Below are 14,096 nucleotides of genomic sequence, written 5' to 3' on the forward strand. Positions count from 1 at the left end.
ATCCGGTGACACGGGAGGTCGGGCGGTGAGCACCGCGACGCGGGATCGGCGCGACGAGGAGCACGGCACGCCACGGGACGAACGGACCGCGGTGGTCACCGCGCTGCGGCTCGGCTGGTCGATGGCGGACGCCTACCACCACGCGCAGACCGCCGACCTGACCGGGGACGGGCACCGGCAGACGCCGGCGCCGCCGAAGCTGTCGAACCTGACCGAGCTGGCCGGGCGGCACCGGCTCGGCATGTACCTCGACGGCGTGGACGTGGCGCTGGCCCAGATCGCGCCGCTGACCCCGCCCGGCCGTACGGTGCCGTCCGCCGCCGCCGCCCGTGGTGCCACCGGGGCCGACCGGGAACCGCTGCTGCGGGCGCTCGACGACCTCAACATCGACGTGCTGCGGTGGACGATGGCGACGAACCACCGGGTCGGGGTGGCGTACCGGCTCGGGCGCTCGCTCGCCGACACCGTCCGGCGCGGCGACGCCGACCAGCTCGCCGCGCGCTTCGGCGGCCGGCACCTCCAGATCAGCAGGTGGCTGGACGAGCTGGCGAGCGTGCTGCCGCCGTACTCGGCCGCCGTGGTGCGCCGCTCGCTCGCCGCCTGGGCCACCGCTGTCGGCCGGGCCACAGTGGGCGATCCGGGCGAGGCCGGGCTCGCCGAGCTGGCCCGCGAGCTGCGCAACCAGGGCGACCTGTGGCAGGACGTCCTGACCGGCGGCCTGCACCCGCGCGACCTGCTGGACGAGGAGAACTGGGCGGTGATCGCCCGCAACGTCGTCATCCGGGACCGGAAGCTGGTGGCGCAGGCGGCCCGGGGCATCTTCTGGCCGGTGCTGGCGCCCCTGCTCGTGGTGCTGCTCGCGGTCGTCGGGGTCAGTGCCGCCGCCGCGGCCGGCTCCCCCACCACCCGGGCGGCGGTGGCGCTCGTCGGCCTCGGCGCCGGGCTGACCGCGATCTGGCGGTCGATCTCCACACCCACGCTGTCGGTGGCGGCCGAGGTGAACCGCCCGCTGCTGGACAGCGAACTGGTGGTGCAGATGACCGCCCGGATCGAAATACGTTGCCCGCGATTCCCGAATCGATCTACCGTGAGCGCGCAAGGTCAACCACCGTTCCAGGAGCCGTCGATGTCGCTGCGATCCGCCACCACGATCACGTCGTGGCTGCTCGGCGACGGCTGCCGGGAACACGGTCCCTGGCCCGGAGGGCACGACTGACGCGTCTCGCGTCCCCGTCGTCGCCGCCCGGTCCCGTGGACCGGGCGGCTTTTTCGTCGCCGTACCGCCGATCGTGAAGGGAGAGCCCGGTGGACGCCGTCCTCGTCATCAACGCCGACCTCGGCCCGCTGCACCGGGTCACCGTCAAGCACGCGATCCGGATGCTCTGCCGCCGGGTCGCCGAGATCCACGAGGCCGAGCCCGACCGGGTGATCGGCGTCTTCCCGCTGCCGCGGGTGGTCCGCCTCGTCCGGTACGTGGTGACCCGCTGGCGGTTCAGCGCCGGCCCGGCCTGGTCCCGGGCCGGGGTGCTGGCGCGCGACAGGCGGAAGTGCGCGTACTGCGACGGCGCGGCCAGCACCATCGACCACATCCTGCCCCGCTCGCGCGGTGGCCGGAACACCTGGGGGAACACCACCGCCGCCTGCTACGCGTGCAACCAGCGCAAGGGCGACCGGACCCCGGCCGAGGCGGGCATGCCGCTGCGGCGGGAGCCGGTGACGCCGAGCTGGGCCGCGCTGGCGCGGTGACGGACGGCCGGCGGGCACAGGGGGCGGTGTCGGGGGTACGCCCCGGCGCCGCGCCCGCCGGTCCCACCATGCCCTAGGTGCCGAGACGCCGGGCCAGCCCGTCGAGCAGGAGGTCCAGCCCGCCACCGAACTCGTCCTCCGGTGCGACCGCACCGGCCGCCCGTGCGGTCTCGGCGAGCAGGGGGAACTCGTCGCGGGGCAACGCCGCGATGACGGCCGTGCCGGGCCCGGCCAGCGCGCCGAGGTGTTCCATCTGGATCGCGCCGATCACGTAGCCGAGCAGGGCGCGGAACGCGATCACCCGCCCGGTGCCGGTGAAGCCGGCCCGGGTCAGCACCGCGAGCACCGCTTCGCCCCAGCGCAGGATCGCCGGTGAGCGGTGCCGGTGCGCGGGCAGCAACGGGACGACGGCCGGATGGGTGCCGACCGCCCGGCGTACCCGGCCGGACAGCTCCCGGACGCCGTCCGGCCACGGGACGTCGAGCGGCGGGCGGGTGTCCACCCGGTCGAGGACCCGCTCGACGACGAGCGCCTCCAGTTCGTCGCGGTCGGCGACGTAGCGGTACAGGCCCATCGTGCTGGTGCCGAGTTGCGCGCCGACCGCGCGCATGGTGAGGCCGGCGAGGCCGTCCCGGTCGAGCACCGCGAGCGCCGCGTCGGCGAGCTGGGCGTGGGTCAGGGAACGGGGACGGGGCATGGCCTTGACAGCGTACAAGATACGCCTACGGTTGTAGGAGTACGTCGTACGCCTACAACGGGAGCGCGCATGGACGTCGTCACCCCTCGCCACCTGACCAGCGTGACCGGCACCCGAATCGACCTGCCGGATCCGGACCGCCTGGTCCACCTCCAGTTCCGTCGCTTCGCCGGCTGCCCGGTCTGCAACCTCCACCTGCGCTCGATCGTCCGCCGGCACGCCGAGATCGAGGCGGCCGGCGTACGCGAGGTGGTGCTCTTCCACTCCCCCGCCGACGAGTTGCGCGAGCACGTCGCCGATCTGCCGTTCGCCGTGGTGGCCGATCCGGACCGGCGGCTCTACCGGGAGTTCGGGGTGGAGTCGGCGCGACGGTCGCTGCTCGACCCGCGCGCCTGGCTGCCGATCCTGCGTGCCGTGGTGACCGGCACCTGGCACGTCCTGCGCGGCCGGGAGCGACTGCCGTCCCGCACGCCGCACGGCGGCCGGCTCGGGCTGCCGGCCGACTTCCTGATCGCCCCCGACGGGCGGGTGCTCGCCGCGAAGCACGGCGAACACGCCTCCGACCAGTGGTCGGTGGACGAACTGCTGGCCCAGGTCAGCGGGAGCCGGTCGGCACGCTGACCGCCGGATCGCCGGGGTGTTCCCGCAGGAACGCCTCGGCCCGGGGCGGGTCCCGGAGGATCTGCCCGCAGGCGAGCGCGAACATCACGCCGGTGACGCCGAACAGGACGAACCAGATCGGCGCCAGGCTGAGCAGCAACTGGCCGAGGTTCATCGTCACCAGACCGCCGAACAACGGCACGAATCTCCGCTGCCGGATCAACTGCTCGGCGGTGGTGCGCAGCCAGGGCAGGTCGTCCGGGGAGTCCACCACGCCCCGCCGGACGGCCCGGACCAGTTCCCGGCGACGGCGGAAGCTGACCGCCCACAGCCGCGACTCGCGGTCGGCCCGGTGACTGCCGCTGCGGACCATGCGGACCAGCGCGACGATTTCCAGCCCCAGACCCAGCACCACGAGAACCAGACCGGTCACCTCCACCCAGTCGGGCGGGTCACCGCGTTCCAGCCAGCTGCTCGGGAACGCACCGTTCGCCATCAGCCCGACCAGCACCGACGCCAGCGCGAACGTCAACACCGTGCCGACCAGCAGCAGCCGGACACGGCGGCGTCCCCGCTTGATCTCCCGACGTTCCGAATCACCGTCCACTATGGCCCCCGTTCGACGGCCGGAACGTACCCATCGGGGGATGCCGGTCAAACGGCGGTCAGCGCGTGGCGGGCGGGGTCCAGCCGAAGCGCGGCGGGCGGCGCTCGTTGATCGCCGCCACCCCCTCGCGGGCCTCGCCGCTGTCCCGCACCTGGGCGTGCCACCAGGCCAGTCGCTCGGCGTCGGCGCGGCCGTCGACGATCTCCTTGGCGGCGGTCACGGTGAGCCGGGACCGCTCGGCGACGGTGGCGGTCAGCGCCGCCACCCGCCCGGCCAGTTCCCCGGCCGGCAGCACCTCGTCGACCAGGCCGATCCGCAGCGCCCGGTCGGCGTTGACCAGCTCGCTGGTGAACAGCAGGTGCTTCGCAGCGGACGGCCCGACCAGCGCGGCCAGCCGCCGGGTGGTCGGTGCCGGATAGACCAGGCCGAGCCGGGCCGGGGGTACGCCGAACCGGGCGTCGGCCGCGGCCAGCCGCAGGTCGCAGGCGACGGCGAGCTGGCAGCCGCCGCCCACGCAGGCGCCCTCGATCGCGGCGACGGTGGGACGGCCGAACGCGGCGAGCCGTTCCTCGGCGGCCACCGCGATGCTGCCGTCACCGGCGGCCAGCAGCTCGTCCAGGTCGCCCAGGTCGGCACCGGCGCAGAACGTGCCGCCCGCGCCGGTGAGCACCAGCACCCGTACCGCCGGGTCGGCCTCCAGGCCGTCGAGCAGCACCGGGAGCTGCCGCCACATGGCCGGAGTCATGGCGTTGCGCCGGGCCGGGTTGTGGATGACCACGGTTGCCACCGGGCCGTCCAGGGTGACGGTCAGTTCCGCGTCGGACATGGGTCCGACCGTAACGGGCGGGGCCCGGCGACCACCCGAGTGGGTGGCCGCCGGGCCCCGGGGTCGGGCGGTCAGGTCAGGAGACGTTGAGCGCGGTGTCGTCGACCACGAACGAGGTCTGCAGCGAGCTGTCCTCGGTGCCGGTGAACTTCAGCGTGACGGTCTGCCCGGCGTACGCCGCCAGGGAGAACGACTTCTGGCTGTAGCCGCTGGCCTTGTTCAGGTTCGAGTAGGTCGCCAGCGTGGCCAGCACCGAGCCGGACGAGTTGAGCACCTGCACGTTCAGCTTGTCGTACTGGACGCTGGTGGTGCTCTCGGCCGAGTCGATGTGCAGCCAGAACGAGAGGGAGTACGCGGAGCAGCCGCTCGGCAGGCTCACCGACTGCGACAGCGTGTCGGTGCGGGTGCTGCCGTAGCCGTTCAGCCACGCGTTCCACGTACCGGTGCGGGTCGGCTGGCCCTGCGAGCCGTACTGGCCGATGACGCCGGAGGTGGTGGCCCAGACCGTGTTGCCGGACTCGAAGCCGGAGTTGCCGAGCTTCTGGCCCGCGCCGGTGCAGCCGCCGCCGACGCTGCTCACGGTCAGCGAGTACGTGGCGGACTTCGTGCCCGACGCAGCGCTGCCGGTGACCGTCACCGAGTAGGTGCCGGCCGGGGTGCTGGAGCTGGTGGAGACGGTGAGCGTGGACGAGCCGCCCGAGGTCACCGAGGCGGGGCTGAACGACGCGGTGGCGCCGGTCGGCAGGCCGGACGCGGAGAACGTCACGGTCTGCGCGGTGCCGCTGGTGGTGGACGTGGCGACGGTGGCGGAGGCGGATCCACCCGCGGTGACCGACCCGGAGGTCGGCGAGAGCGAGACGGAGAAGTCGTTGCCGGTGGAGCTGCACGGCGCGTCGTTGCCGGCCACGTTCACCGCGGTCCACGCCGCCTGGACGGTCTTGTACTCGGTGGAGCAGTTGCCGTACAGGTCGGTCGCGGCCCGCAGGGTGTACGCGCGGGCGGTGTTGGCCGGGTTGCTGGTGTTGACGTACGAGGTGTTCGAGGTGAAGTACACGTCGAGCGCCCGGTACCAGATCTTCTCCGCCTTGGCGCGACCGATGCCGGTCACCGCCGGGGCCGAGCCGCAGACCGGCGAGGTGCCGTACGCGGTGGCGCCGGTGCCCTCGGCGAGGTTGAAGAAGAAGTGGTTGCCGACACCGGAGGAGTAGTGCACGTCCTTGTTCTTCGTGCTGGTGGACCAGCAGGAGTCGGACGAGCCGTCCAGCGACGGGTTGTACATGTAGCGCAGCGGCGTACCGTTGCCGTTGATGTTGATCTTCTCACCGACCTGGTAGTCGCCCGGGTCGCTCGGCGCGGCGGCGTAGAACTCCACCATGTTGCCGAAGATGTCGCTGGTGGACTCGTTGAGGCCACCGGACTCACCGGAGTAGACCAGCCCGGCCAGCGCCTCGGTGACGCCGTGGCTCATCTCGTGCCCGGCCACATCCAGCGAGACCAGCGGGCGGGAGTTGCCCGAGCCGTCGCCGTAGGTCATCTGGGAGCCGTCCCAGAACGCGTTGACGTAGTTGTTGCCGTAGTGCACCCGGCTCGGCACACCCTGGCCGTTGCCGAAGATGCCGTTGCGGCCGTGCACGTTCTTGAAGTAGTCGAACGTCTTGGCGGCGCCGAAGTGCGCGTCCACCGCGGCCGACTGCCGGTTCGAGGTGGCGCCGTTGCCCCACGCGTTGTCCGCGTCGGTGAACGTGGTGCAGGTGGAGGTCCCGTTGTTCATGTCGCAGGTACGGCCGTTGCCGCGTACCGGGTCGATCATCTGGTACGTGCTGCCGCTCAGCGTCGTGTCGATGGTGACCGAGCCGGTGTAGATGCCCTGGCCGGTGCCGGCCACCGTCTCGATCTCGTCGTACGAGCCGATCACCTTGCCGGTGGTGGCGTCGGTGATGACGTGCAGCTTCGACGGCGTCTGCTTGTCCGCCTTCCAGCCCGTCGCGACGGTCTCCCAGGCGAGCCGGCCCTTGCCGCTGCTGGCGTCGACGAACAGCTCCGGCGCGCCGACCGAGGTGAGCGACCCGGAGAACGTCTTGCGGGCGCTGGCCTTGGCCGCGTCCGCACCGACCTTGGCGGTGGTGCTCAGGGTCAGCGGGGCGGAGAGGCTGACCGATGCGCTGGTCATGGTGCCGTTCGGGGCGGTGTGGATGACGAAGTCACCGCCGTACACGCGGAGACCCTGGTAGGTCCGGCTGTACCGGGTGTGCGCGGCCCCGGAGGGGTCGACCTTGGTGCGGACGGCCTGATAGGCCTCACCGCCGGCGCCCTGGACGACGCCGGGGTTGGCGCGCAGCAGGCTCGCGGCCTTGGCTGCGGCCGAGGTCTCGGGGCTGGGGGCGCTTGGCGCTGCCGCTTGCGCCGAGGTGGTGACGCAGGCCAGCACGCCGCTGGTGAGCAGCGCTGCGCTGACGGCGGCGACGGATCTTTTCACGGGCCCTCCTGGAAGGCGAAGTTGTGACGGGGGTAGTCACTGATGTAGATATAGCGATACATCGAAGAACGTGAAAGAGGCTGGCGAGATCCCGCCGGAGACATTGACCGAACGGATGAGGAGGACCGGTGGGCCGGAACCGGGTGGTCCCGTCGCGCGTCCGATCGGGTATGAGAGCTGCCTCCGCCGCGGCGGCCGTCGCCACCCTTCTCCTCCCGCTCGCCGGCTGCGCCCGCGCCGACGCGCCACCCGTCATCACGGACGGGCCCTCGCCGCTGCCCGCCACCGAGGTCGTGCTCGAGAAGTCGGGCGGCATCGCCGGGGTGAAGGACACCGTCACCGTGCGGCCGGACGGCCACTGGACGAGGACCGACCGGACCGGCGCCTCCCAGGAGGGCAGGCTCGCCGAGACGGACCTCGCCCGGCTGCGACAGCTCGCCACCGACCCCCGGCTGGCCACCGAGGCCACCGAGACCAAGGGCCCGGACAACTGCGCCGACGGGTTCACCTACCGGCTCACCGTCGGCCCGGCCGAAAGCGGGTACGTGGACTGCGGGCCCGCCGCCCGGCCGCCGGCCGTCACCGCCGAGGTGGTCGAGCTGCTCACCCGCGCCACCGGCTGACCCGGCTTTCAAACCCGCTGTCGCTGTGACATCGGCCTATGGCCGGTGGACCGGCGACCGGGCCAGCATGGAAGGCATGACTCGCGCACTCATCGCCCTGACCAGTCACTCCGAGCTGGGCCGAACCGGCCGCTCGACCGGCTACTACGTCGGCGAGGCCGCCGAGCCGTGGGAGGTGTTCCGCGCCGCCGGGTACGACGTCGACCTGGCGTCGGTGGCCGGCGGCGAACCGCCCGTCGACGGGCGGGACGAGAACGACACCACCCAGAACGACTTCCTCGCCACCGCCGGCGTCACCGACACCCCGAAGGCCGCCGACGTCGACCCGGAGCGGTACGACGTGATCCTCTTCGCCGGCGGCCACGGCACCATGTGGGACTTCCCCGACGACCCCGACCTGGCCCGGATCGCCCGCTCGGTCTACGAGCGCGGCGGCGTGGTGGCCGCCGTCTGCCACGGCCCGTCGGCGCTGGTGAACCTCACCCTCACCGACGGCTCCCGGCTGATCGCCGGCAAGCGGGTGGCCGGGTTCACCAACAGCGAGGAGGCGGCCGTCGGCCTCACCGACGAGGTGCCGTTCCTGCTCGCCGACAAGCTCACCGAGGCGGGCGCGCAGCACGTGCCGGCGCCTGACTTCACCGAGCACGTGGTCGTCGACGGACGCCTGGTCACCGGCCAGAACCCGCAGTCCGCCCGCGCCGTCGCCGACGCCGTGGTGAAGCTGATCCCCTGAGCGCCGGTCAGAACCGGTAGTCGTCGGGCAGACCGGTGGCCCGCAGCTCGGGCGGCAGGTGGGCGACGTCGTTGAGCGCGACGAGCGTCGGCGGGCCGCCCGAGCTGTAGCGGATCACGGTGAGCCCGCAGTTCTGCTGGTTGAGCCCGATCCACCGGTGCGGCGGCGCCTCCAGCGCGTGCAGCACCAGCCAGGCGACCAGGAAGTTGTGGGTGACGACCAGCTCGCGTACGTCACCCTCTGCGGGGGCGGCGGCGAACCGGGCCACCGCCTCCGCTGTCACGCGCGGCCCGTCGCGCCGCTCCCGCTCGGTGAACGCGGCCAGGAACTCCGCGTACCGCTCGGGCAGGCCGGCCGGGTCGGTGTCGTGCGGCATGTGGTCGCCGGCCCGGTCGTCCTCGCGTACCGGAACACCCGGCAGCGACGCCGCGACCAGCGCGGCGGTCTCCGCGGCCCGGCGGGCCGGCCCATGGTGTACGGCGGTGAGCCCGGCCCCGCGCAGCCGCTCGCCCAGCAGCGTCGCCTGCCGCCGGCCCCGCTCCGACAGGCCGGTGTCCGCCTCCTCCTCCGGCCGGTCCTGCTCGCCGTGACGGACCAGGTAGAGCAGGCGGCTGGGCATCGGCACCTCCACGGTCGGGGACCGCGAGACTAGCCCGCCGCCGCGCCGTTCACCGGCCCTGGTGCATCTGGCCGATCCGGATCCGGTTGCCGAACGGGTCGCGGATGCCGAAGTCGATCCCGTACGGCCGGTCGGTCGGCTCGTCGGTCACCTCGACGCCCTTCGCGACCAGATCCGCGTACGTCTTGTGCGCGTCGTCGGTGGTGAAGAACAGGAAACCCCCGGCAGCGCCCTTGGTGAGCAGCTCCCGGACCTGCTCGGCCGTCTTCGGGTCCAGCGCCGGCGGGCCCGGCTTCTCCAGCAGGATCTCCCGGCCCGGGTCGCCCGGCACGTTCACGGTGAGCCAGCGCATGAAACCGAGATCCTGGTCGGTGCTGACCTCCAGGCCGAGCTTGCCCACGTAGAAGTCGAGCGCCTCGTCCTGGTCGAGCACGTAGATCTGGGAGCGGGAAGTCGAAGTCATCGTCATGCCCACGACGCTAGAGCAGCGTCCCGGCCTGCTGCTTATCCAAAAGTGCGCAGTCCCGCGGTGGCGCTCGGGCGCATCCAGGCCTTGGTGAAACAGCTCGGGACGTCGGCCGGTGCGGCCTTGCGGCGCCGGTAGGCCGACGGCGACTCACCGACGATGCCGTGGAACGTCCGGCTGAACGTGCCCAGACTGCCGAAGCCCACCAGGTGGCAGATCTCGGTGACCGGTTCGTCGGTGCGCACCAGCAGGTACATGGCGCGTTCCACCCGGCGGCGTTGCAGGTAGCGGTGCGGTGTCTCGCCGAAGGTGGCCCGGAAGGTACGGATGAAGTGCGCCTCCGAGACGTGCGCGATCCGGGCCAGCGCGGGGATGTCCAGCGGCTGCGCGTACGCCCGGTCCATCGCGTCCCGGGCACGCAGCATCGCCCGGTTGGACTCCTCGACCGCGCGACTCATCGCTGGTCAGCCTACTGCGCGGTCCGCGCCTCGACCGCCTACGGCTCGTCCACGAGGCTCTTGGTCATGATGTGCTCGCGGCGTACGCCGTCGGGCATCAGGCCGCCGACCTCGCCCGTGTCCCGGAAGCCGGTGCGCAGGTAGAGGGCCCACGCGTTCGGGTTGCCCTCCGCCACGGCGAGCCGCAGCGTCCGCGCGCCCACCAGCCGGGCCCACTGCTCGACCGCCCGGACGAGGTGGTCGCCCACGCCCCGGCCGCGTCCCCCGGGTGCCACGTACATCGAGATCAGCTCGACGACCCCGTCGTGCTCGGTCGGCATCCCGCTCGCCATCCCGACCGGTTGCCCGTCGAGCAGCACCACGACGTTGTACGACCCGGGGACGGCCAGCCGCCCGCGCCAGCGTTCCTCGCGGTCGCCGTCGCCCTGCCAGTCCGCCAGCCGGGCGCCGAAGGCGTACCCGGCCTCGGCGAGCGCGGCGAGCCGCAGCTCCCGCCACACCTTCCAGTCGTCCTCGCCGAGGACGCGTGTCTCGATCATGCGAAGAGGGTTCCGCAGGCACCCCGAGCGGACAATCGATATCCGGCGTGGGCGGGGTCGGGTTGCCGGGCCTGCACGCCGGCGCCGGATAGCCTGCACCGGCCGCGACGACCAGGGAGCCTGACCATGAGACTGCCGCCCGGGGCCACCGGCTTCCACACACCCGGCGGACGAGCGGACGTCAGGGCCTTCACCGCCGTCTGTCACCACGCCGCCCGCGCCCTCGGTGCCACCGTCACCGGCGTGACCCCCGCCGGCGTCACACCCAGCTTCCACACCGTCGACATCGCCGCTGCCCGGCACCACGTCGCGGTGCTGCGGCACGTCACCGTGCCGTTCATCGCCTTCGCCCGCCCGCGAGCCGGCGGCGACGCCACCGTGACGTTCGTCGACCACGCCGACCTCGCCGCTGTCCTCGACACCCTGACCGACGCCAGGGTCCTCACCGCCGATCAGCTAGGGATCCCGCTGTCGCAGGCCGACCTGAGCGCCCTCGACCGCGCCGAACAAGACCAGATCGGCTACTGGGCACCGGCCACCGTCGGCGAGCTGCTGTTCAACTTCTGGGACTGACCATGCGTGGCCCAGCCCGGTGCCAGCTCCGTCGCGTACCGGTCCCAGGCTGCCGGTCCGCCGGGCAACGGCCTTGCGCGCGTTCGCCCTTCGGTACGGGCGATGTCGCCGAGCACCGTGGCGAACGTCCGCGACACGGAGTCGCCCCGAGCAGGTTGCGGACTCGTCATCCTTCCCACGTACTCCCGGATGAACTGGCGCTGCCACACCGAGGCGGGTTCCGGATCGACTGCCGGCGCGAGCACCAGCACCTCCGGCACAGCCTGCTCGGTCAGGGCCGCGGTGAGGCGGTCGTGGCCGTCGAGCACCAGCAGGGTGTTCAAGCCGCTCACCCACCACAGCAGCGCCGGCGGCAGGATGCCCTCCCGGAGTTGCCGTCGATACGAGCGAACCCGGCCGGCGCCCGCCGGTGAGAGCCTCCGCAAGGGCAGCACGTCACGCTGGTCCTCATCCGGGTCGCCGTAGCCGAACCATGTGACGTGCCCACGATCAGGGTCGACGGCCGGGAGTCGCTGCCAGTGTCCCGGCACACTCCAGCTCGGCATTCCCCGCGCCAGGGTCCAACAGCCACTGTGCAGCGGGCCCTTCCCGGCAACCTGAAGCCAGTCTGTGAACTGGTGTGCCCATCGCGCGGCCCAGGCATCGTCGTCCGCGCTCGTCTCGCGGATCCGGCGTGCGTGCGCCGCACCGATCGGAGGAATCGGCGACCGGTACAGGCCCGTACGGGCGTAGAAGACGCCGCGGGCGCGGGCCCGTTGCCGACCCAGCAGGACGACCCGGTCGGCTTGGCGGATCAGGAGCCGACGACCACCGGCGACCTCGACACGAAGCGCTGGGCGCGACGGTCGCTCGGCGTGCACGACAAGGCCGTCCCAGCGGCCGGCCGGCGCGGACGACAATCCGGATCGCCTCACCGCGCCATGCTACGGCGGCGCGAGTGCCTCTCGGTCTGTGTGGCATCGACCCTCCGCGACTTCTCGCTCCTGCTCGCCGGAATGGCTGCTCGTCAGATGCCAGGGGCCTCTCTAGCCTGAAACCGGCAGGCTCGGCCTGACAGCGCCAGCGGGGGAGAAGATCATGGAACGCGTGACGGGCATCGGCGGCGTCTTCTTCCGGGCACACGACCCGGACCGGATCAACCACTGGTACGCCACGCACCTCGGGGTCGACCTGGCACCGGAGTCCTACGACGTGTCTTCCTGGTGGCAGCAGCCCGGACCTACCGTCCTGGCGGCCATGCCGGCGGACTCCGAACACTTCGGCGGCCCCGAGCACTCCTGGTCGCTCAACTTCCGGGTCGCGGACCTGGACGCGATGGTCGACCAACTACGTGATGCGGGTATCGACGTCGAGGTGGACCCCGAGGAGTATCCGAACGGCCGGTTCGCGAACCTCAGAGATCCAGAGGGCAACATGGTCCAGCTCTGGCAGCCCGCGGGGGCCGACGCCAGTGGGCCCGCCTGACCCCTCGCGCGTGCACCGTCGTGTGGCTGCAGACGGAGCCGGGCGTCCCGCGGCATCGGACCGGAACGCCTTGTGGAATTGGAGCCCCCGGCCGGGATCGAACCGGCGACATCTCGCTTACAAGGCGAGTGCTCTGGCCAGCTGAGCTACAGGGGCGCGTGCGTCGGGCTCAGCATAGCGACTGAGCCCCGGAAATCCCGCCTCGCAGGGCTCCCGAGCACGGAAAACGTCGGTATCCCGACCGGTACGGCCGATGGATCATCGCCCGGCAACGCTCACGGGCCGGGAGATTGATGCCTCGCAGTGCCTTCCTGACCGTTATGCGTATGCCGTCCGTCCCATCCGACGCGCCACGTCTTGGCACGATCGCGAAAGCCGTTTACCGTGCAGTGACGCGGACGACACTCCGGCCGGCCTCGGCTGCCTGAGCGACGACCCCGTTGGCCGGTGCCTTGGGCACCGGTCGCTCCTTCACTCGGATCGTCCGGCACGTTCCTGCCGGTGAAAGGAAGCGCTCCATCATGGCTACGGTCACCTACGCGAAGGCATCCCGGATCTATCCGGGCACCGAGCGCCCCGCCGTCAACCAGCTCGACCTCCAGATCGGTGACGGGGAGTTCCTCGTCCTGGTCGGCCCGTCCGGCTGCGGCAAGTCCACCAGCCTCCGGATGCTCGCCGGCCTGGAGGACGTCGACGACGGCGCGATCTACATCGACGACCGCGACGTCACGCACCTCCCGCCGAAGGCCCGCGACATCGCGATGGTCTTCCAGAACTACGCCCTCTACCCGCACATGACGGTGTACGAGAACATGGCGTTCGCGCTCAAGCTGCGCAAGACCTCGAAGTCGGAGATCGACCGGCGGGTCAAGGAGGCGGCCGGACTGCTCCAGCTGGAGGAGTTCCTCAGCCGCAAGCCGAAGGCGCTCTCCGGCGGTCAGCGCCAGCGTGTCGCCATGGGCCGCGCGATCGTCCGCGAGCCGCAGGTCTTCCTCATGGACGAGCCGCTGTCGAACCTCGACGCCAAGCTGCGCGTCCAGACCCGTACGCAGATCGCCTCGCTGCAGGCGAAGCTGGGCGTCACCACTGTCTACGTCACCCACGACCAGGTCGAGGCCATGACGATGGGTCACCGGGTGGCGGTCATGCTGGACGGCGTGCTCCAGCAGGTGGACACCCCGCGGGCGCTCTACGACACCCCGGCCAACGTCTTCGTCGCCGGCTTCATGGGCTCCCCGGCCATGAACATCAAGACGGTGAAGCTGACCGACCAGGGCGGCGCGTTCGCCGAGATGATCGTGCCGCTGACCCGCGAGCAGGTCGAGGCGGCCCGCTCCGAGGGCGGCGACGGCAAGGTCACCGTCGGCTTCCGTCCGGAGGACTGCGACCTGGTCAGCCCGTCCGAGGGCGGCATGCCGGTCGTGGTCGAGCTGGTCGAGGACCTCGGCTCCGACGCCAACGTCTACGGCCACGCCGCGCTGGAGGGCCACAACGAGCGGTTCGTGGTCCGCACCGACCGCCGCAGCATGCCGAACATGGGTGACACCGTGTTCGTCAAGCCGCGTACCGGCCGCAGCCACGTCTTCCACGCCACCACCGGCCAGCGGATCTGACCTACGTACGCGAGAAGGGGCGGCCCGCCACGGCGGACCGCCCCTTCTTCGTACTC

The 14,096-nt window shown here is 72.0% G+C and carries 17 protein-coding genes and 1 tRNA gene; 8 read left to right on the plus strand and 10 right to left on the minus strand.

The annotated features are described in order from the left end of the window. Nucleotides 1-25 precede the first annotated feature (25 nt). Complete coding sequence (locus tag EAD96_RS08530) at nucleotides 26-1,216, plus strand: hypothetical protein (protein WP_233585553.1); 1,191 nt, start codon at nucleotides 26-28, stop codon at nucleotides 1,214-1,216. Between the two features lie 89 nt (nucleotides 1,217-1,305). After that, entirely contained in the window at nucleotides 1,306-1,746 is a 441-nt protein-coding gene (locus tag EAD96_RS08535; protein WP_120572855.1) for an HNH endonuclease, read from the plus strand. Nucleotides 1,747-1,819: 73 nt separating this feature from the next. Here the strand turns inward: EAD96_RS08535 and EAD96_RS08540 are convergent, their stop codons facing one another. Beyond that, nucleotides 1,820-2,443 (minus strand): TetR/AcrR family transcriptional regulator, encoded by a 624-nt coding sequence (locus EAD96_RS08540; RefSeq protein ID WP_233585554.1) that lies wholly within the window; start codon nucleotides 2,441-2,443, stop codon nucleotides 1,820-1,822. A 69-nt stretch (nucleotides 2,444-2,512) separates the two neighbouring features. Here EAD96_RS08540 and EAD96_RS08545 point away from each other — a divergent pair, with 69 nt between their 5' ends. Continuing rightward, nucleotides 2,513-3,064 (plus strand): peroxiredoxin-like family protein, encoded by a 552-nt coding sequence (locus EAD96_RS08545; protein ID WP_121683861.1) that lies wholly within the window; start codon nucleotides 2,513-2,515, stop codon nucleotides 3,062-3,064. Here EAD96_RS08545 and EAD96_RS08550 read toward each other — a convergent pair. The 3 genes from EAD96_RS08550 to EAD96_RS08560 form a co-directional block, all read right to left on the minus strand. After that, nucleotides 3,039-3,650 (minus strand): hypothetical protein, encoded by a 612-nt coding sequence (locus tag EAD96_RS08550; RefSeq protein ID WP_121683862.1) that lies wholly within the window; start codon nucleotides 3,648-3,650, stop codon nucleotides 3,039-3,041. The two genes, EAD96_RS08545 and EAD96_RS08550, sit on opposite strands and share 26 nt — an antisense overlap. 58 nt (nucleotides 3,651-3,708) lie before the next feature. Next, nucleotides 3,709-4,476 (minus strand): enoyl-CoA hydratase/isomerase family protein, encoded by a 768-nt coding sequence (locus EAD96_RS08555; protein WP_121683863.1) that lies wholly within the window; start codon nucleotides 4,474-4,476, stop codon nucleotides 3,709-3,711. A gap of 76 nt (nucleotides 4,477-4,552) precedes the next feature. Then, nucleotides 4,553-6,952, minus strand: a complete 2,400-nt coding sequence (locus EAD96_RS08560) for a M4 family metallopeptidase (protein WP_121683864.1) — start codon at nucleotides 6,950-6,952, stop codon at nucleotides 4,553-4,555. Between the two features lie 170 nt (nucleotides 6,953-7,122). On the opposite strand from EAD96_RS08560, the gene EAD96_RS08565 reads away from it, so the two are divergent. Beyond that, the gene (locus EAD96_RS08565; RefSeq protein WP_121683865.1) at nucleotides 7,123-7,575 is read left to right on the plus strand and encodes a hypothetical protein; all 453 of its coding nucleotides are present in this window, start codon (nucleotides 7,123-7,125) and stop codon (nucleotides 7,573-7,575) included. 76 nt (nucleotides 7,576-7,651) lie between these two features. Beyond that, nucleotides 7,652-8,308, plus strand: a complete 657-nt coding sequence (locus EAD96_RS08570; RefSeq protein WP_233585556.1) for a type 1 glutamine amidotransferase domain-containing protein — start codon at nucleotides 7,652-7,654, stop codon at nucleotides 8,306-8,308. A gap of 7 nt (nucleotides 8,309-8,315) precedes the next feature. On the opposite strand, the gene EAD96_RS08575 is transcribed toward EAD96_RS08570, so the two are convergent. From EAD96_RS08575 to EAD96_RS08590, 4 genes are read right to left on the minus strand one after another with little or no spacing between them, the layout of a single operon-like run. Beyond that, complete coding sequence (locus EAD96_RS08575) at nucleotides 8,316-8,927, minus strand: histidine phosphatase family protein (RefSeq protein ID WP_121683886.1); 612 nt, start codon at nucleotides 8,925-8,927, stop codon at nucleotides 8,316-8,318. A 49-nt stretch (nucleotides 8,928-8,976) separates the two neighbouring features. Beyond that, a complete protein-coding gene (locus EAD96_RS08580; protein WP_030502816.1) occupies nucleotides 8,977-9,396 on the minus strand; it encodes a VOC family protein in 420 nt (139 codons plus the stop codon). A 35-nt stretch (nucleotides 9,397-9,431) separates the two neighbouring features. Further along, a complete protein-coding gene (locus EAD96_RS08585) occupies nucleotides 9,432-9,851 on the minus strand; it encodes a helix-turn-helix domain-containing protein (RefSeq protein ID WP_121683867.1) in 420 nt (139 codons plus the stop codon). 38 nt (nucleotides 9,852-9,889) lie between these two features. Then, the gene (locus tag EAD96_RS08590) at nucleotides 9,890-10,390 is read right to left on the minus strand and encodes a GNAT family N-acetyltransferase (protein ID WP_121683868.1); all 501 of its coding nucleotides are present in this window, start codon (nucleotides 10,388-10,390) and stop codon (nucleotides 9,890-9,892) included. A 126-nt stretch (nucleotides 10,391-10,516) separates the two neighbouring features. Between EAD96_RS08590 and EAD96_RS08595 the strand changes: the two genes are divergently transcribed. Next, a complete protein-coding gene (locus tag EAD96_RS08595) occupies nucleotides 10,517-10,963 on the plus strand; it encodes a hypothetical protein (RefSeq protein WP_121683869.1) in 447 nt (148 codons plus the stop codon). Here EAD96_RS08595 and EAD96_RS30815 read toward each other — a convergent pair. Continuing rightward, nucleotides 10,912-11,877, minus strand: coding sequence for a hypothetical protein (locus EAD96_RS30815; RefSeq protein WP_147457855.1), 966 nt, complete (start codon nucleotides 11,875-11,877; stop codon nucleotides 10,912-10,914). The genes EAD96_RS08595 and EAD96_RS30815 overlap by 52 nt on opposite strands. A gap of 163 nt (nucleotides 11,878-12,040) precedes the next feature. Between EAD96_RS30815 and EAD96_RS08605 the strand changes: the two genes are divergently transcribed. After that, nucleotides 12,041-12,427, plus strand: a complete 387-nt coding sequence (locus EAD96_RS08605; RefSeq protein ID WP_121683871.1) for a VOC family protein — start codon at nucleotides 12,041-12,043, stop codon at nucleotides 12,425-12,427. Nucleotides 12,428-12,506: 79 nt separating this feature from the next. On the opposite strand, the gene EAD96_RS08610 is transcribed toward EAD96_RS08605, so the two are convergent. Continuing rightward, nucleotides 12,507-12,583, minus strand: a tRNA-Thr gene (locus EAD96_RS08610). Between the two features lie 365 nt (nucleotides 12,584-12,948). Here EAD96_RS08610 and EAD96_RS08615 point away from each other — a divergent pair. Beyond that, nucleotides 12,949-14,040, plus strand: coding sequence for an ABC transporter ATP-binding protein (locus EAD96_RS08615; protein ID WP_120572844.1), 1,092 nt, complete (start codon nucleotides 12,949-12,951; stop codon nucleotides 14,038-14,040). Nucleotides 14,041-14,096 lie beyond the last annotated feature (56 nt).

The sequence above is a fragment of the Micromonospora sp. BL1 genome (assembly GCF_003667485.1).
Classification (GTDB): domain Bacteria; phylum Actinomycetota; class Actinomycetes; order Mycobacteriales; family Micromonosporaceae; genus Micromonospora; species Micromonospora tulbaghiae.